The sequence below is a fragment of the Alphaproteobacteria bacterium endosymbiont of Tiliacea citrago genome, from assembly GCF_964031065.1.
Taxonomy (GTDB): Bacteria; Pseudomonadota; Alphaproteobacteria; order CAJXXZ01; family DAHXLG01.
Window position 1 is genome coordinate 26,328 of the sequence record NZ_OZ034995.1, and the last position, 19,403, is coordinate 45,730.

Sequence of the window (19,403 nt, forward strand, 5' to 3'; positions counted from 1 at the left end):
TAAACAAAAAAATAGTCCAATCTCTTATTTCTGCATTTTACATAAATAATATTTGGAGACTGCATCACGCTGCTCTATTGCCAATTTTGTTATTTTCAACAAATCCTCTATTCTTTCATCTAAAGATTCCTTTTCAGCCTTGAACTCCTCTTTCAAGCGCTCATTTTCAGCCTTTAACTCCGAATTAACTTGCGTTAAACCGCCGTTTTTTTGAAACTCTTTTTCAAGCCTTTCCAATTTTTCCTCAAGCTTTTTCTCTAAAGATTCCTTTTCAGCCTTTACCCCTACATTAACCTGAGTTGAGCCACTATTTTTTTGCAACTCCTTTTCAAAATACACAAAAGTTGACCTAATATAGTTTAAAAATTCTTGTATATGAGATTGATCAATAGCAGATTTTTTCATACTACTTTTCCTTTTGATAGAACTTGCAACGGTAGAACTTGCAACTTTACTTGCTCTCTGAGCTTTCATATATTCTCCATATTGTGGATATGTATTTTCCAACCTTTCATTTTCATAATGAACCCAATTGTCTAACATATTAAACGCACCTCGCACAAGTCCTGCATTACACGCCCTTTCAACCTCTTCAAGATTAAAAGCGGGTTTTTTATACGAAGCAAGATTAATATAAGAATTACCATCAGATGTTTCCACACATGAAGGAAAACCACTAGAAGTTTTTTTCCCCTCAGACACAGCCATATCAACAGAAGTAACATCCGAAGGTGCAGTAGCTTTTTTTCCACCCACCATATTAGGATCAGCATAAAAAGTAGTCAAAAAACCAACATCAGATTCTCTCTCAGAAAAACGACAAGTAAGAGTAGCAGGATAATTATCAGAGGAATTGCTATCCGATGAATCTAAAGATACAGCATCAGATTTGGGCGGACTATTCAAACACCCTAACAACAATAAAAAAACACTCTTTTTCATACCACTATTTTACAATGAATCAACAAATCAAAAAGAAAAACACAACCATTTTTTTTATCGCATTTTTCAACTAATCATAAAAAACAACATATTCTTTGCCAAGTTTTTGAATTTTTTTAATTAATGTTAACGAAGGATTAACAACCCCTATTTTACTAGAAGCTTCCCAAACAGGAATATCAACATAACTATCCCCAATATAAAAAAAAGGCAAATTATTGGTATACTCTAATATTTTTTTCAATTTATTTTCACCAACACAATTAAAAATATCATCAGAAGCAATATAACCTTCGAAAACAGAGAATTTTTCAACAACTTTAGAAGCAATATACTCATTTGAACCAGTAGCCAACACAATTTTAGAATCTTTTCGCTGTAACTCCAAAAACTCTAAAACTTTACCATTCACAAAAACATCTAAATTAAACAAATCGATATAAGAAGAAAGTAGCCGCTTACAACGAGCCCTCCCCTTAAACAAATAAAAAAACATAATTTTTAAAGCAAAAAAAAAGTCTTTTTTTAAAATATAAAAAAATAAAAACCAATTTATATTTAATTTAAAAAAAGTATTATCGAGGTCAACCATGATAAACATTTAATTTTCCTCCTGTAATAATCTCTAAACTATATCAAAATCTATAAAAAGAATCTATAAAAAAATTTTTAATTAAAAATTATAAATATCTATATTTTCTCCAGCAGATTCTTTCCAAAAAAACACAATTTCTTTAGGGTTCAAAGAAGCAAGCATATCTCGAGCCTGAGTTTCAAGTAAGTCCCGATCAATTTCTGGCCCTCTAAAACTATTAACATTACCCTCTAAATAACTTTTTTCAGACCTCAAACTCAAAAGATGTTGAGAAATAAGTTTAATAGCACAATCATTTTTATAAAAATCCAAAAACGCAAAATAAAAGAAGAACAAAAAAACAGATAAAAAGACCACCCCCAAACCTTTTGAAACGAAACTCATATCATAGCAATTATATACAAAAAAAAACTATATAACAATTTTAAAAAAGAAACGTTAATATTTTATATAGAAAAAAAAATGTATATTATATAAAGTATGAACATAAAACTTTTACTGTTTTTTTTAGTAAGTATAACAATAATGCTGTTTTACGTGTTTTTTAATAAAAACAAAAAAAAAGAACTTTTCATAGAGCTGTTCGAAGATAATAATCAACCAGCCTTTATAATTAACAATAAATCAAAGGCAATTGTGTGGTTTAATAAAAACTTCAATATTCATTTTCCTGAAATTTTAAAACATGATTCAATTAATAAATTAAACCCAACTTTTTTGCTAAAACACATAAAAATTTCAAGAAAAAAAAACGAATGGATAGCAACAAATACGCAATTAGATGAAGAAACAGGCGTAACGCTCTCACCAAGCAACAAAGCAGATTTCAAATGGTGGTTAGACCTGCCTTTTCCAATAGCAATTTTAACAAGTAATTTTGAAATAGAAGATGAAAACGATCACTTTAAAGAGCTAATACATAAGTCTCAATATAAAAATAATATCAATGAATTAAAAAATTTAATGGAAATTTCAAAACATAACAAAAACCATGAAATTATTTTATACTCTGCTGAAGGTGTGTATCCATCAAAAATTTGGATAACTCCATATAAAACCAAATTTATTATTTTTATAGAAAATAGAATTGAATATATAAAACTAAAAAACAAAGCACAAGAAAGCCAACACTTACAAATTTTAGGACAACTAACATCAAGCATAATTCACGATTTTAACAACTTACTAACATGTATTTGTGGATACACAGAATTACTAGAAGAAAAACTACCCCAAGATGAAAATTTAGAGCAAATAAATGAAAATGTAAAACAAGCAAAAAACTTATCAGAAGAATTATTGAACTTTATAAGAGAAAAACCAATTGAAAAAAGTCAAATAGAACCAAAAGTACAAATAAAAAAAATGGAAAATATGTTTAGAAAAATATTGGGAAGTAAAATACAACTAGAAATAACGGCAAACACAAATGGATCAATAAGACTTTCAGAAACACAATTAGAAAGAATATTGCTAAACATGGTTATAAACAGTCAAGACGCAATGCCCAAAGGTGGATTTTTCAAAATTACTACAAATGAAATTTTATTAAGCACCAGATTAAAAACAGAAAACGAAAAAACACTTTCCCCTGGAAAGTATTACGTAATAGATATAACAGATAGTGGGCCAGGAATTCCACCAAATTTAATCAAAAAAATTTTCCATCCATTTTTCACAACAAAATTAAAAGGAACAGGTCTAGGACTTTCATCCTGTTTAAAAATAATAGAACATGCAGGAGGAACAATAAAAGTCACAACATCAAACAAAGGAACGTCTTTTTCGATTTTAATACCATTAATTGAAAAAGAAACATCAAAATTAAACTTAAAAGACATAGAAAAAGACGCCGAAAAAAACAATAAAGAGCAAGAATCAAACCAAGAGAAAAAAACAATAATATTAGTAGAAGACGAAGAACCAATTAGAAATCTAGTCAAAAAAGCCTTAGAAAGTAAATATATAGTTCATGGATACAGTGATGGCAAATCAGCATTAGAGGCAATAAAAGAAATGAACTTTGACTGTTTAATTTCAGATGTAGTCCTGCCAGAAATAGGAGGAATTCAATTAGCAAAAGAAACACTAAACAAAAATAAAAACATAAAAATATGCCTAGTTTCAGGATACGATTTAAAAAGTATTAACGATCAATTACCGCAAGAAATAACGTACGTAGAAAAACCATTCACCTTAAAAAAATTAAAAGAAGTAATAGATAAATTGTTAAATAAAACTTAATAAAAAAAATACAAACTGTCATCCTTCTATTTACGATCAGTAAAAAAAATGATATTATTTATAAAATGTCCAACAGAACACGAATAACACAAATATTTTTTAAATTATTTCTTTTGCAAATAGTAAACAAACAAACATTTACAAACGCAGCACTTTTTTCTAATAGCCAACTAGAAAAAAAAGTTAAAGACCAAAAAGAAACAGTAACAAAAATGGAAGAACTAATAAAAAAAATAGAAGAAATAATAGAAAAAAAACAAAGCAATGAAGCAAATTTAGAAAACAAAAAAGAAAATGATCCAAAAGATGCAAAAAAAATTGTAAAACAAATAATAGAAGAAAATCAAGAAATAAAATTAGAGCAATTTTCAATTAATTTTTTGATGAAAATAATAGAAGTTTTAAAACAACAAATAGTAAAAATGAAAGTTAGCATGATACTGTTAATATTAACAACGAAATCTAAAGACTAGAAGAAGAACTAATTTTCCTAGAAATCCAAAAACCACTAATAATTGAAATAAAAAAAGTAGAAAAAACAATAGCTAAAAAATCCATTAAGTGAAATTGAATAGGAATATAATTAATCAAGTAAACATCTTCTGCAAATAAAGTAATTTTAAAAAAACGCTCTAAAAACTTAACCAAATTATTAATATTATACCCAATCAAAACACCCAAAATAGAACCAACAAAAACGTTTGTCAAAGCAATAATTAAAGAATATTTAAAAAAAACAGAAGAAATATTTCTATTAGTAGCCCCTAAAATTTTTAAAATAGTGATATCGTTCTTTTTAGAATTAATAAACATCCCAATAGCCAAAAGATACAACAAAGAAGCTAAAATGATAAGCATAAATAAAAGCAACATAAAAACATTCTGCTCAGACTTCATAACCTTCAAAACAAACTCATTCAAATCTTTCCAATGAAAAACAAATTTTTTGCTAACAGCCTTATTAAGCATTTGATATTGATGATCAGCACTTTTTAAATCAAAAAAACATTTAACTTTTTGAATTTTGCCAACACACCCTAAAACCCCTTGAAGATCAACTAAATTCATTAAAACACCGTTTTGACTAAGATCTTCAGACTCAAACTTTTGAATTTTAACGATTTCACAAGTAACGCTTTCGGGCAAAATAAAAAATGGAGCAGGAGCAACAATAGGAACAATAATAGTAATAATATCAGTAGGCTTATAGTGCATCAAATCAGCTAAATTCTTACTAACAGAAATTGGAATATGAGTAGAATCAATGTTTTTTAAAGAAGCACAAGATGAAGCATATAAATAAACAGATGTAGAAGTTGGCCCACAAGTAATTAATCCACTAGCTTCAACAATTTTTTCTGTTTTAACCTTATTCAAAATGGGCTCTAACTCTTTATAGTCAAAAGGCTCAGAATCTGTAATAACCACATGACCAGAACTTTTGGTAATTTTTTCAATCAAAGCATCTTTATAACCTCTAAAAATAGAAAAAGAAATAATCAAAAAAGCAACAGCAATAGTTGAAGTAACAATAGAAATTTTAGTAGCTAAATTAACAAATTTATCTTTTTTATAAGATCTAAAATACCTAAAAGCAATAAAACTTGTCCACGACATACCTCACAAATACTAAAAAAAGAAAATTTAATCTAGATTGTCAAAGCAAAAAGGAAATATAAAATTAATAAGATCCATTTATATTGAATTTTTTTATATTTTATAAAATAATTAAAATAATGATAAATCTAACGAGTGTATCACACAACTTCGGAAACAATAATGTTTTAAGAGGAGTATCTTATAAATTTGAAAAAAACAAATACTTAGTAGTAGGCCCATCAGGAGTAGGAAAAACAACCTTATTAAATATAGTGGGATCAATAATCAAACCATCATACGGAAAAGTGGAATCAAACTATAAAGTAGGAATGATTTTTCAAGATTTCAAGCTTTTAAATGATTTTACAGTAAAAGAAAATATAGAGCTTCCATTGCAAATAAACAATTTATCAACAAAATACACAGAAATAATTAATTTATTGGGAATTCAGCACTTAATAAATCATTATCCAGATGAAATTTCAGGAGGAGAAAAACAAAGAGTAGCAGTAGCAAGAGCATTAGCATCCGGAGCAGAATTTATAATAGCAGACGAACCAACAGGAAATTTAGACTTAGAAAATACAAAAAAAATTCTAGCAATATTTGAACATATCCATAAAAAATTTAACATAGGATTCCTAGTATCAAGCCATGACTCAATTTGGGAAAATTTTTGCAACATAAAACTATCAATAGAAGATGGCGTTCTAACATGTTAGTACCATTAAGAGTTTTTTCAGCTCACTCACTTTTAGAAAGTTCAATAACATACGAAGAAGCAACACAATATTGCAAAAAAGAAAACATTCCATATATAGGAATATCAAACAACAATTCAATGTTCGGTCTTTTTAAATGGACACAACAATTAACAAAAAATAAAATCAAAACAATAACAGGTTCAGCAATCAAAGTAAATGAAGGATACATCTGGTGTTATAGCCTAAACGAAGAAGGATACATAGAACTTTCCAATCTTTTAACAAAAAGCTATTTGCATGAAGAAGGAAAACTAAACATTCAAGATATAAAATTAAAAAACTGCTATATATTATGTGATTTATCAATATCAGAAGAAGAAATATCTTTTTTATCAAGAAATAACGAAATAGGAATAGCAATATCAAGACAAGAAAGAGATGCAAAAGACGAACAAGAATTATTAAATATAGCAAAAAAATTAGATCTACCAATAATAGCAGCACCAAAATGTTATTTTAAAGAAAAAGAAAAAATATTAGAAACAGATTGTTTATGGTGCATAAAAAACAATACATTTGTACAAAATGAAGATAGAGAAAGAGTTTATGAAGATGAGTATCTAAAATCCCAAGAAGAATACAAAAAAGATTTTCAAGATATACCATGGGCAATAGAAAACACAGAAATTTTAGCAAAAAAATGCAATTTTCAAATAAAAGAACACGCACCAAAAATGCCCAAAATTAAATGTGAAAACCCGAAACAATTATTTTTAGAAAAAGCACAAAAAGGCTTTGAAAAACGATTTCAAGAAAACATGATGTTAAACATAGAGGAAAAATATCATGAGGAATTAAAAGAAGAATATAAAAAAAGATTAGAATATGAAATAGAAGTTATAAACAAAATGGAATTCGCTGAATATTTCTTAATAGTCTCAGAAATAGTACAATGGAGCAAAAAAAATGGAATAATGGTAGGACCAGGAAGAGGATCCGGAGCAGGATCATTAGTAGCCTACTCATTAGAAATAACAAGCATAAACCCAATGCAATTTGACTTAATGTTTGAGAGATTTTTAAACCCAGATAGAGTATCACTACCCGATTTCGATATAGATTTCTGCCAACAAAATAGATACAAGGTAATAAACTTCATAAAAGAACGCTTCGGAGAGGAAAACGTCGCACATATAATAACATTTGGATCATTACAATACAGAGCCGCCTTAAGAGATATAGGAAGAGTACTTCAGTTACCATACGGAATGATAGACGATTTATGCAAAAAACTCCCAGCGCCATTCCAAGGAGTCGCCCCAACATTAAAAGAATTAAGAAAAAATGGAGTATTAAAAGAATTAATAAACAATGAAAACGAGCAGCTGTTTCAATTAGCAGAAAACGTAGAAGGCCTGCCAAGACATTCATCAATGCACGCAGCAGGAATAATAATAACAGATAAACAAATATCAAACACATGTCCACTGTATAAAGATCCAAACGTAGAAATGCCAATAACGCAATTCGATATGAAAGAAACAGAGTCAGTTGGTTTAGTAAAATTCGATATTTTAGGCCTAGCAATGCTTTCAACACTAACACAAACATTAGAATTTTTAAAAAGAAAAAATATAGAAATAGATTTAGAAAACTTAAAATTAAAAGATCAACACATATTTAAAATGTTAGAGGAAGGAAAAACAAACTCAATTTTTCAATTAGATAGCCCAGGAATGAGACAAGTACTAAAAGAAATAAAACCAACCCGTTTTGAAGATATAATCGCAACAACATCACTATATAGGCCAGGTCCAATGGCAGAAATACCAAAATTCATAGCCTCAAAAAACGGAACCAATTCAATAGCATATGAATACCAAGAACTAGAACCAATTTTAAAAGAAACCTACGGAGTAACCGTATATCAAGAGCAAGTCTTAGCAATAGCAAAGCAACTAGCAGGATATTCATTAAAAGAAGCAGATATATTAAGAAGAGCCATGGGTAAAAAAAATCCAGTAGAAATGGAAAAAAATAAAAAACAATTCGTATCAGGAGTTCTAAAAATATGCAAAGGAACAGAAGAAAAAGCAGAACAATTTTTCGAAAACCTATCAAGCTTCGCAAGTTACGGGTTCAACAAAGCGCACGCAACCTGTTATAGCATGATAACCTATCAAACAGCATATTTAAAATATTACCACACAATCGAATTTTTATGTTCAGCAATGATATATGAAATAAATTTAGAAAAATTATCAGAAATTATCCAAGAAGCAATAAACTTTAAAATAAAAGTAAATAAACCAGATATAAACAAATCAAACATCAATTTTGATATAATAGAAGACTCAATTTATTTCGGACTAACAAAAGTAAAAGGAGTAGGAGAAACAGCAATAACAATAATAAAAGAAAGAGAAAAAAACGGAGCATTCAAATCAGTAAAAGATTTTATAAAAAGAACAACCCCAAACAAAAGAGCAATAGAAAACTTAATTTTAGCAGGAGCATTTGACGACTTAAACAAAGAAGAAACTATAAAAACCCAAAGAGCAAAGCAACTAAACGAATCACAAGAAAAAATAAATAATACAATGTCTTTATTTGATGATTTTGAAGAAGAAATCCACCCATTAACAAATATAGAAATAGCAAAAGAAGAATTTGATAAATTAGGCTATATATTTTCACAAGAAATGTTTGATATAAACTCAGAAAAATTAGGAATAACAAATTCAATCCATAATATAAAACATACAGGCATAGTTTACGCATTTGGAATAAAACCAATCATCAAAAACACAAAAGATAATAAAAAAATCTTCGCCTATGAATTTTTTGAAAAAAACGGACTACAAAAACTATTTGCAAATGAACAATACGAAAACAAATCAGAATTCCTGTTTCTAGAAATAGAAAAATTACCAAATAGATTCATAATAAAAAAAATCACAGAAGAAAAAAAATACTTAAAAAAATTCAAAAAAATATTCATAAAAACCAACAATACAAAAGAATTAAAAAAAGGAGAAACCTCAATTTACTTAGAAACAGGAAGCACACCAAAATTCATAGACAACTTCGAAATAACCACAGAATTTCTAATAAACAACTCAAATATAATCACATTTATTCAATAAACACGGAAACTCCGTAAAAAAAAAGAGCATTTGTTTGTTTTCCTAATAATCAATAAATATTAAAATCACAGTATGAAGAAGAATATATTAGGATTATTAGGATTGTGGTTAATGAGCCCACCCAAGCAGCAAACTGCAGCTCCGGAAGTTACCCCCAAAACTTCCCCCTCTTTGCAGCCTATGCGCTCCGATCAAGGCGTTTCTCCAGATGGCTCAGAAGATGAAGGTTCTGAGGTTCAAAAACTAAGAAAGGAAAACAGGATGCTAAGGAAACAATTGGTAGATAATTATTTCGCTGAAATAGATGAACATTGCGCTAGAATAGATGCAACAATAAGAATGTCGGATCAGGCACTAGAACGATCTAACAAGCAGATTGCATACTCAGAACAAGTACTTGCTGACAGCATAGCATATAGAAAAGCAAGAGGGATAAAATAAATGAATAATTTTAAATATATATCCCTTTTTCTTGTTGCAACTTTAAGTGCAACACCCACTGTGAATCCTACAGATTTTTTTTCAAATATCGATTCCAGGTTAAATGATGAACAAAAAATTCAGTCAGCTGAAATTCAAACACATATCCAAACTTTATCAGAAAAAGTTCAGGAACTTAAAACAAGAAATAGTCTGCTAGATGAGCGATTAGCTAATAGCACTAAAAATATTTTTAATTATGAACAACTAAACAATAAATTAACCGCAGAAAATGTAAACTTAAAATCAGAAAATAAAAGAATAGAAAAAGAAAACACAGAACTCAAACAACAACCATTTCTCCCAAGAACAGCCGCAGGCTGGGCAGGATTAGGCTTAATAGTTTTAGGAACCGTTTTAGTAATAAAAATGTACTATACACTATATTGCTAATACGACCAAAATCATTTCAATAAAAATTCCTAATAAACACTATAAAATAACTGAGATATAACCAAATTTATTCAATAAACACGCAAACTCCGTAAAAAAAAAGAGCATTTGTTTATTTTCCTAATAATCAATAACAATAAATATTAAAATCACAGTATGAAGAAAAATATATTAGTATTATCAGGACTATGGCTAATGAGCCCACCTAAATCAGATCCTGTATCTACAGAGTCATCTGTTAACAACAAGTCTAGCGATTATCCTCCTACTGTTGTTTGCAATCTTTCCGAAAGATCATCTAATATGAATTTTTTATCTAATTTTTATGCAGGTTCTAACCCAGACGAAAAAAAGGTTACCGCACCAACAAATATATCTTCCGGTCCTTCTTCCGCTCCAAATTCAACAATACCCTCCGTTATTCCATCAAAGTCACCTTCTAACACCCCTTCAACTATCCCATCCGTCGTTCCATCAAAGGCACCTTCTATTGCCCCATCTAAGCCAACGTCCTCCGATCAAGGCGTATCTCCAGATGGCTCAGAAGATGAAAAGAGTCCCCCTCTAACTCAAGAAGAAATCCTAACCCAAGAAATTAAAGAATTAAGACAAAAAGTTAGAACACTTGAGAGAGAAAAGCATGCTTTAAGAATGAAATGGCTAGACGCATGTCAAGCTAGTTCAAAGAACACAATGATAAGAGCAAACCTGGAATCAGAGAAATTTAGAAGTTTGAATGAAAATTCAAAAAAAGTAATTGCTGAAAGCAGAACATATAGAGAATCAAGAGGGATAAAATAAATGAATAATTTTAAATATATATCCCTTTTTCTTGTTGCAACTTTAATTTAAACACTCTCTGTGAATTCTACAAATTTTTTTTGAATAAAATGTAAAAAACATCAAATTTTGATCATTTTTCAACGCTTTTTAACTGTTTTTTAATGATTTTTAAGCCTTTTTAAACACATTTTTTATAAAATTTAGTATCAAACCTTGTTGATATAGAATAAGATTTCCCCTAAAATAAATATATGCAGTTTAATAGACAAGTTTTTTTGAATATTCTTGCGAATCATCAATCAAACCTAGATAAAAAAGCGATAAATCCGATCTTTTCCTCAATTAAGTTAATAACAAATGATAAAGAATTAAAAATAATTTCAACAGATGGACAAAGATATTTAGAGCAAACAATGGAAGGATCATTCGAAAACTCGAGCCTTTTCATAAATGGAATTACCTTATATGAAATATTAAAAAAAAGTAAAAGTGAAAGTTTCATGATAAAAGAAACATTCGAATTTTACAAAATTTTAATTGACAATGCGGAATTCAAGTTTTCAAAACAAATTACATCAGAATTTCCAGAATGGCCAAATGAATACGAAAACAACTGTAAAATAAAAGCAGACATCTTATTAGAAGGGCTAAAGACCGTAAAATGGGCCGCATCACTAGAAGAAGCAAGACCATCTCTCACAGGAGTTTGTTTTGATTTTTGCAACAACGTATTAAACTTATGCTCAACAGATAGCCTTAGACTGGCTATTTTCAAAATTTTTGATAATTATTTTTATACAAAAAAAATCATATTAGGTAAAAAATCCATCACTGAATTAATTAAACTTTTAGAAGATTTTGGATCCACAGAGATAAATTTTTATGTTGGAACAAGTGTAAAAATAATTGGAAAAACAAACAACTTAAAAACAACCTGGAAATCTTTATGTATCAATGGGAATTTTCCGAATTACGAAAAACTTTTATCTGATAAAAAAATTTTCAATGCTAGTTTTGTCTGCAATGCGCAAGAAATACTTGAAATAATCACGAGAATCATGGTTGTTTCTAATCAACACCAACACACTTTAATATTAAAATTTAAAGAAAAAGAAAATTCAAAAATATCCGCAGAAAACGCTATATCTGAAGGAGAGGATATATTAGTTGGAGAGTATACGGGCAAAACATTAAAAATATTATTTGACGGTAAATTTTTAGAAGAAATGCTAAATAACATTGATGGCAAAATTATTTTTGAAATTACCGATCCTTTTTCTCCAATCAACATAAAAAAAATCGAAAACAATGGAAGTTTGTTTATTTTAGCACCAATTAGACCAGATTTATAATTTTAAAACATAAAAACAGTTTGACTTAGCGTGAAAAAAATTTTTATATGCTGTTTTTAACCATATCTATCGACCATACTTAATTAATGCAAAAAAACAATCACAACCCTCAACCATACTGAACATTTAACGCAAAAAAACTAAAACCATTTTTTTATTTTGTGTTTATTTAAATACTGCCCCACTGCCGAAAGAAAGTTTGATAACTCAACACAAAAAACATCGTTTTCATAACTGTTCTCTAGTTTGCACTTCGTAATAATAGATGAAAAAATTTCAATATTTTTAACGCTAAAATCAGATATTTTACCTTTAAATTTGGTAAACAAATCATTTAAAGAAACAAAAATTTCAAAAAACACCCTGCTTTTCAAGGTTGATTCAACTTTTAACAAATCGGATTTAATTTTTTCATAAGAAGCAGAATGATTATGCTTTATATAGCTGTTAATATAGCTAATAAACTCTTCTTTCACAATCTGAATTTCACTTTTCATAAATCTAACTTTCTTAGATATGTTATCTAAATTATCAATATTAAATTCAGACATCAAATCATAAATTTTTTTGATGTTTTCAACGGATATTCCGCAAAATTCAGCAAGAAGAATTAAGTTTAAAAGTTGTTTTTTATTTCCATCAAAATTTTCAACCAAATTTTTTAAAGCATCAAGAAAAGGCGTCTTGGAATTTTTAAAACTATCTAAAAAATAATTTAATAAGAAAAGATTGTTTTTTTGATTTAATAATTCACAATAATTTTCATATAAAGATGCAAGACTTTGATTAAAAAAAGTTACAGAATTTTTATAGCTTTCAAAAGAATCAAAAGAAGCTCCTAATTTAGATAAAGAGCTAAGCAAAAGATCTTGATTGTTTTTAACAACAAAATCACGCCCATAATATAAATAATTGGCATCTACATGTTTTTTTTCATAATATTTAATCAATTTATTGCTTTTATTTTTTAGAATCTCATGGTTCGCTTCAATTAAAACAGTCTGCTTTTCTCCAAGAGAATGTTTTTTAACTTTATCTATAATAAATGGCCAATCTGATACAAAATTCAACATATTGGGATAAATTATTATGTTGTTAATTAACGTTTTATAATTTGCATATTGATCTTTATTTTTCATAATATTTTGAATCATTTCAATTTGAAATTTTATATAATCTAAATTTTGAAAAAACGCAAAAACGCTAATGTTTTTATCTTGAAATAATTTTTGTTTATTCTTCAACTCTTTACTTAAAAGTGTTTTTGTTTTTTTTATTATAGTTTTTATGTTTTTTAAATTTTTTATATCATAACGCTCCATAAAGTTCATTCGATATTTTTCAATATTTTTTAAAGCTTTTGAATAAATATATTGAAAACTAAAAATTGAAGAATAATTTTTTAATTCATCTGAAGAATTTTGATTATGGTTATATGAAACAAAACTATCTTTTTCCAAACAATTAATAAAAAAATCTTCTATGTCAAAGCCTTGATATATAAAACCTGATGCAATTTTTTTCAAATTTTCAGGCATTTTTTCACTTCTATATAAAAGAGTTCCACAATACTCATTTATAGGTAGTTTTCTATTTAATTGTGGTGATATGGTTCTTTTTTGAACCCCATCTAAAAATTCATTTAAAGTTTTGTGATGATCATTCAACCTTCTTTGATATTTTGAGCCTAAAACTTCAGATACCTCTTTATCATTCTCCGCTGCTTTTTTTGCAATAAGCTCATTTTCTTTTTTTATTTCATCAGCTTTAACAGATTTTTGTAATTCTTCTTTTATATAATTGTTTTTTGTCTGTGTTAATAAATTATATGTAGATAAATATAGTTGTAAGGTGTTAAAATGCTCTCTGTTTTTATTAAGAGATTTTATTGTATCTGATTTTAAATGTGTTTTAAATGCTGACTTTAAATAAGATTCATTAAAATTAAAGTTTTCTTTTTGCAAATTACGTTTAAAAAGTTTTTTATTGGTTAAACCTTGGTTGGTTATGATAAGATCATTAAATTTTTTATATAAATTTTCTTGAGAATTACAAATGGTTAGTATGTCTAAAGAGGAATCTAAAATGGCGTTTATAATTTCATTGTTCAATACAAAATTCACGTTTATTTTTTTTCCTTTTTGAAGTTCAATAAAATTATTTAATATTAAAAAAATTTTACATTTGTCTAAAACTTTTTTATAAAACAAAGTTTTATTAGCCTCTGTATTTTTTGATTTTTTCTTTAAACACTGTTGGAACTCATTTAACCACATATTGGCAAATTTGTTTTTCTCTGCAGCTTTTTCTAGTTTTTCATGAAAGCTAGCAAAATTTAAATTTTTCAAATCATATATAGACTTAATGTTATCAGCGTTTTGGTTTGATTTTAAAATTGCGCCTAAACTTATATCGTTAGATTTAACCTCAATCTTCATCAAATCAAAAATTTCAAAAGCATATAAATCAAACAAAAATTGTGTTTTATTTTCATATTGAGAATATGATGAATATTTTAGCTTATCTGCAACAGATAAGAACAAATCCATTTTTTGCTTTTGATGCTCTTTTCTATAAGCCTCAATAAACTCTTCTAATTTTTCTTTCTTAGGGCGACGAATGAATTGCAAAGATTCTACAAATTTTCTGCAACCAGATAAAGATTCATCTACATATGCAAAACATTCATCTACAGGTACCAAACATTTTACACAGGGTTTTTTTAAGCTATCTTTATTAAAATTTTTACATCTCAATGAAGCTAAAAAAGCTTGAACTCCTTTAAGCTGTTGCTCTTTTTCTTTTAAAAAAAAATCGTTTAATTTAATATATTGATTACTTATAAAAGCATTTAAAAGCCTGAAATTTTTTTTGTTTTTATTTAGATCTGGCGCACTTATTTTTTTCATTCTCAGCTCTAGCTCTGCAATAGGGCACAGAGAGTTTTTTATCTTTGAATTTCTACCGTATAAAAAAACATCGCGCCTTTCATTGTTTTTTTTTCTTTTACTTTCATTTTCACTGGAAGAAAAAGGCTGTTGTTGTGTAGACGGTTGTTTTTTCAAAGCCACACCATCACTAAACAACTTTCCCTTATTGCCTTGGCCCTCACAAAGCGACGTGCTTAGTTGGCATCTTCCCTTATTTAGTTCAGAGCCATGATATGAATTTAAATCTTGTAAAATATGATCTGTTTCGCTATGTAAAGATATATTGTCATCAAACATCAACTCATTATCAAGATCATATTCTTTCATCTTTTTATTTTTCTTTATTTTATTTTTTTCTATAGGCAATATATTTTTTTTACCAAGCTTAATAAAAGACTTATAAGAGCCAATAAGCTCTAATTCACAATGTTTATAAAAATAAGATACTCCCAAAGAAAAAGACTTGTTTATCAATCCAGCTCTAAACATATAATTTTTATATTTCAAACCTAAAAAAGCAAAAAAATTTTTTTTACGAAAACTACAAGATAATTCACAAAAAATTTTATTTAAAAAATGTATTCCACCTAAACTAATATCTATAGCACCATAAGTATTGCAATGTAATTGTAAAAAAACATTATTAGAACGCTTATAGTCAAACAAATAATATCTCCCAGAACCCCAAAAAACATTAAAAGAGTTTAAATTAAAAAATAAAAAAAAAATAATAAATGTTTTTTTCATAAAAAATATATTAATAAAAAAAAATGAATAACTTATGAATTTAAAAAACTATTTCTTCTTTATTAATTTTTTATTTAAACAAAAAACCCTTTAACTTAAATAAAACACTATTAGATTTTTCTTCCTCTTCATTCGGCAAAAAAGAAGCTTTAATTTCAATATAATAAGAAAAGATCAAAAAAGCTTCTAATATTTTATTTTTTAAATATTTTTCAATATTATCTGATTTATAATTTTTCAAGCATTCCTCTTCAAACGAATAGTTAAAATTTGCAAAATCATCATTTGCATTTTCAATTTTGTTTCGAACTTTTTCTAAATACTTTTCAAGATTATTAATTTGATTTGTAGAAAAAAAATCAAAAACTAAATTAGTGTTTACAGCAATTTTATATAATGTTTTTAATGAGGTTATCAATAAATTAATTTGTTTTTCAAAATCTTTCATTAAAATTAACTGTTTTTTGCAATTTTGTTTTTCAATTTTTTTTGAATTAGCTATTTTTTGAATTTTTTGTATTGTTTCATGTAAATCTTTTTCAATTTTAAAAAGTTTTGTGTTTTCCTCAAAATATTCGTCATTATCTTGCAGATTGTTTTTGTTTTTGATTATTATATTTAATAAATCTTGATCCAATTCGTTCAAAAAAGAGTATTCTGGAATAGAAAAACTAAAAATTTCATTAAAATTTTTTGTTTTAGAATATAATAAAGCTGAACCTAAATTTATATTCATTTTTTTTATATAATAATTAAAAGAAACGATAGCGCCAAAAGACAAATTAGGCCTAAATTTTGAATATGTACAAATAACACCAATATTAATTGGAAAATCCCAGGTTCTAAAAGAAACCAAACAGTTCAGCCCAATATACTTTATTTTTTGCAAATCATGTATTTCCAACAAAACATTAGAGCCAACATAAAAAGATTTAATAGAAAAAAAATCTAAAATATCAAAAAAAGCACCAAAAGAATATAATTTTTTTTTAAAATTAAATTTTTCATCAAAGCTTTTAATCCCTAAAGAAAAACCAAGCTTAAAATTATTATAGTCTAAAAAACTCATTCCCAAATCTGCATTTGTATAAAATAAAATTTTAGAGTTTGAAAAAAAAAACAAAAAAAATATGAAAAATTTGAATCTCATAATAAAAAAATATCATTTTTTTAAAAATAATAAGTTAACTATCATTATTTATTAAGCTGCGGCTTCTTGAGAAGATCCGTTAGAAGATGCACCTTCAGATATTTCTGCTGTTTCACCTTTTTTAGCTTTTTCTATTACTTCATTTGCTATCTCAACAAGATTAAACGAATTCACTGAAATTGCCTCATAAACTTTTCTGCTCTTTTCATTAGCTTTTTTTTGATCTTCTGTTAAATCAGAAGCAGAAATTTTTTCAGCATTATCCAAAACATAAACCTTATTAATAATATCGGAAACAGTTTTATCGCTTATATCTTTAGCTTTAGCTGCTTTATGGTATCCAACAGAAAACAATGCTCCAACTTCTACACAATCAATTACTTCAGCTTTAGGCATAAGAACAATGCTGTATGTAAATGCTCTAGTAATGACGCTGGTTTCTAAGCATTTAACTTGAATACCAACTGAGAAATAGTAAGCTGTATCTACTGCCAAAATACCAAAACCACCTTTAAGATAACCAATAGCAGCTTCATTTAGTTTTTTATAATCAGCATTTTTTGTTTCGTCGAATTTTTGTTTTTGACCCAATAAAGCACCACCCATAAATCTAAATCCTGTTATAGCACCATAATTCATAGGCACAACTACTGTAGCACCGATAAACGCATTAATTTTTTTAGCAAATGAATATTCAGCTCCCAAAAAAGCACCGACTGAAAATGATTCTAATCCATAAAGATAACCTGCATAAGCACCAGCTGCCCAAGCAAAATTACTTGGAGAAATATCAGCCTTTTTATCTTCTGAGAAAGCAAAAAAAGGAAGTGTTAACAATATGTTTTTTATTTTATTATTCATAAATTGACCTCTTTATAAAGGCTAATAAATTTTATAAAAAAAAACAAGCCTCTTTTTATTCAAGAAAAATTTTATAGAGTAGGCCTTTCATAAATATAGGCAGCACCAAAAGAAAAACGAATGTGATCTGATAACCTAATAGCACAAAAAACTTTAAAACGCCTCAAGCCAAAAAAAGAAGGAAAAAAGAAACAAGACAAACCATTAAAATTTAAATCCTTCTGACCTATGATCAATTCGTAACACAAACCAGAAATAAAGATAGAGTCTAAATAAAAACTCTCCAAAATTGAAAAGCTTTCTTTCTTAATGGAAAAACCAACACCAACAACCACACTCACTAATTTTTCTTTAGATAGACAAGCCCAATCAAGACTTAAAGAAACATGAAATGGAAAACGCGTCTCAGTGGCAACACAGTAAAAACCACCTACTTTTAATCTTAATCCTTCAAGAAACTGATTTGCTTTGTCGGCATTATTAAGAGCTTCTTCAATTATTGGACCTTTTTCATTTACACAACTTCCAATTTGATCCATAATATTTTGAGCTGTTTGCATGGTTTCACTCACTTTTGGTACTAATCCCTTTAAATCAACCAAGAGCTCGCTCAATGGCTCAGCAGCGCTTTTTAAATTCTCTGTAACTTTATCCGCAGATTCATTCACTTTTTTTTCTATCTGAGTTAAAACTTCTGACGCTGTGTTAACACAATCAACACAAGCATTTTTTAATGGAGCACACTCTTGAAAGAGCCCATGTAAAAAATAATCTATAAAATTTTTATCTAATTCACTAAACTCCAAAGTTGCTGATTCTTGTTGATTTGCATTAGGTGGTGCGTTTAAACAAAAATTACTATAAAAAAAAGAAAAAATTTTAATACCTTGTTTTATATTCTCCCATATTACTTTTTTATCCATAGACTCTCCCTTCCCTTCTATCAAACTAATTATATCATCAAAGCTCTTTTGCTCTTTTGCTTTAAAAAAATTAAAAAAATTAAAAAAATCTCCATCTTTAATATATTTTTTTTTAGTTTTTTCTTTCATTACTGTGCAATATGCAGAAGTAAACATCAAGACAAATAAATTCATATTAGAAAAGTCTTTTATTAATTTTTTATATATTTCAATAAGCTCTGGACTAATATTTTCAACTTTTTTGTTTTTGTTCAAAAAAAAGACATTAAAATTTTTGTCAACTTCGATAAAATCAAAATAAGAATACTCATTTTCTTGATTTAAAACATAATGAAAATTATATTTATCTCCATCTTTTTTAAAAAATTTAATAGGAGTGAAAAAAAACATTAAATATGGAATACAAAATTCAAAAACCGGCTCTTTAAATTTTTTAATTTGCTGATTTACACTAGATCTATTTAAGTACCAAACCCTAACAAGGGCAGGTAACATGTCTTCAAGAGACGGACTAGCAATATTAACAAAAAAAAATAACAATATAGCGTTTTTAC

Annotated in this window: 16 protein-coding genes; 8 read left to right on the forward strand and 8 right to left on the reverse strand. The window is 27.4% G+C overall.

The features are described from left to right. Positions 1 to 24 precede the first annotated feature (24 nt). The 3 genes from AAHM83_RS00155 to AAHM83_RS00165 form a co-directional block, all read right to left on the reverse strand. Positions 25 to 942: a hypothetical protein gene (locus tag AAHM83_RS00155; RefSeq protein ID WP_342262013.1), complete on the reverse strand. Its 918-nt coding sequence runs from the start codon at positions 940 to 942 to the stop codon at positions 25 to 27. Between the two features lie 70 nt (positions 943 to 1,012). Next, complete coding sequence (locus AAHM83_RS00160) at positions 1,013 to 1,543, reverse strand: haloacid dehalogenase-like hydrolase (RefSeq protein ID WP_342262014.1); 531 nt, start codon at positions 1,541 to 1,543, stop codon at positions 1,013 to 1,015. Positions 1,544 to 1,615: 72 nt separating this feature from the next. After that, complete coding sequence (locus AAHM83_RS00165; protein WP_342262015.1) at positions 1,616 to 1,921, reverse strand: hypothetical protein; 306 nt, start codon at positions 1,919 to 1,921, stop codon at positions 1,616 to 1,618. A gap of 96 nt (positions 1,922 to 2,017) precedes the next feature. On the opposite strand from AAHM83_RS00165, the gene AAHM83_RS00170 reads away from it, so the two are divergent. Both AAHM83_RS00170 and AAHM83_RS00175 read left to right on the forward strand, forming a co-directional pair. Further along, the gene (locus tag AAHM83_RS00170) at positions 2,018 to 3,781 is read left to right on the forward strand and encodes a hybrid sensor histidine kinase/response regulator (protein ID WP_342262016.1); all 1,764 of its coding nucleotides are present in this window, start codon (positions 2,018 to 2,020) and stop codon (positions 3,779 to 3,781) included. A gap of 65 nt (positions 3,782 to 3,846) precedes the next feature. Then, positions 3,847 to 4,254: a hypothetical protein gene (locus AAHM83_RS00175; RefSeq protein ID WP_342262017.1), complete on the forward strand. Its 408-nt coding sequence runs from the start codon at positions 3,847 to 3,849 to the stop codon at positions 4,252 to 4,254. Here AAHM83_RS00175 and AAHM83_RS00180 read toward each other — a convergent pair. After that, positions 4,244 to 5,398 (reverse strand): ABC transporter permease, encoded by a 1,155-nt coding sequence (locus tag AAHM83_RS00180; protein WP_342262018.1) that lies wholly within the window; start codon positions 5,396 to 5,398, stop codon positions 4,244 to 4,246. The genes AAHM83_RS00175 and AAHM83_RS00180 overlap by 11 nt on opposite strands. Positions 5,399 to 5,517: 119 nt before the next feature. On the opposite strand from AAHM83_RS00180, the gene AAHM83_RS00185 reads away from it, so the two are divergent. From AAHM83_RS00185 to dnaN, 6 genes are all read left to right on the forward strand, one after another. Continuing rightward, positions 5,518 to 6,102, forward strand: coding sequence for an ABC transporter ATP-binding protein (locus AAHM83_RS00185; protein ID WP_342262019.1), 585 nt, complete (start codon positions 5,518 to 5,520; stop codon positions 6,100 to 6,102). Continuing rightward, complete coding sequence (locus AAHM83_RS00190; protein WP_342262020.1) at positions 6,096 to 9,230, forward strand: DNA polymerase III subunit alpha; 3,135 nt, start codon at positions 6,096 to 6,098, stop codon at positions 9,228 to 9,230. Before AAHM83_RS00185 ends, AAHM83_RS00190 begins: the two co-directional genes overlap by 7 nt. Positions 9,231 to 9,302: 72 nt before the next feature. Next, a complete protein-coding gene (locus tag AAHM83_RS00195; RefSeq protein ID WP_342262021.1) occupies positions 9,303 to 9,671 on the forward strand; it encodes a hypothetical protein in 369 nt (122 codons plus the stop codon). Next, a complete protein-coding gene (locus AAHM83_RS00200; RefSeq protein WP_342262022.1) occupies positions 9,672 to 10,103 on the forward strand; it encodes a hypothetical protein in 432 nt (143 codons plus the stop codon). A 156-nt stretch (positions 10,104 to 10,259) separates the two neighbouring features. Beyond that, the gene (locus tag AAHM83_RS00205; RefSeq protein ID WP_342262023.1) at positions 10,260 to 10,904 is read left to right on the forward strand and encodes a hypothetical protein; all 645 of its coding nucleotides are present in this window, start codon (positions 10,260 to 10,262) and stop codon (positions 10,902 to 10,904) included. 233 nt (positions 10,905 to 11,137) lie between these two features. Beyond that, positions 11,138 to 12,238, forward strand: coding sequence for a DNA polymerase III subunit beta (dnaN, locus tag AAHM83_RS00210; protein ID WP_342262024.1), 1,101 nt, complete (start codon positions 11,138 to 11,140; stop codon positions 12,236 to 12,238). Between the two features lie 140 nt (positions 12,239 to 12,378). On the opposite strand, the gene AAHM83_RS00215 is transcribed toward dnaN, so the two are convergent. From AAHM83_RS00215 to AAHM83_RS00230, 4 genes are all read right to left on the reverse strand, one after another. Then, a complete protein-coding gene (locus tag AAHM83_RS00215; RefSeq protein ID WP_342262025.1) occupies positions 12,379 to 15,915 on the reverse strand; it encodes a hypothetical protein in 3,537 nt (1,178 codons plus the stop codon). Positions 15,916 to 15,985: 70 nt separating this feature from the next. Then, entirely contained in the window at positions 15,986 to 17,065 is a 1,080-nt protein-coding gene (locus tag AAHM83_RS00220; RefSeq protein WP_342262026.1) for a hypothetical protein, read from the reverse strand. 51 nt (positions 17,066 to 17,116) lie between these two features. After that, entirely contained in the window at positions 17,117 to 17,926 is an 810-nt protein-coding gene (locus tag AAHM83_RS00225) for a hypothetical protein (protein ID WP_342262027.1), read from the reverse strand. Between the two features lie 71 nt (positions 17,927 to 17,997). Continuing rightward, positions 17,998 to 19,344 (reverse strand): hypothetical protein, encoded by a 1,347-nt coding sequence (locus AAHM83_RS00230; RefSeq protein WP_342262028.1) that lies wholly within the window; start codon positions 19,342 to 19,344, stop codon positions 17,998 to 18,000. Positions 19,345 to 19,403 lie beyond the last annotated feature (59 nt).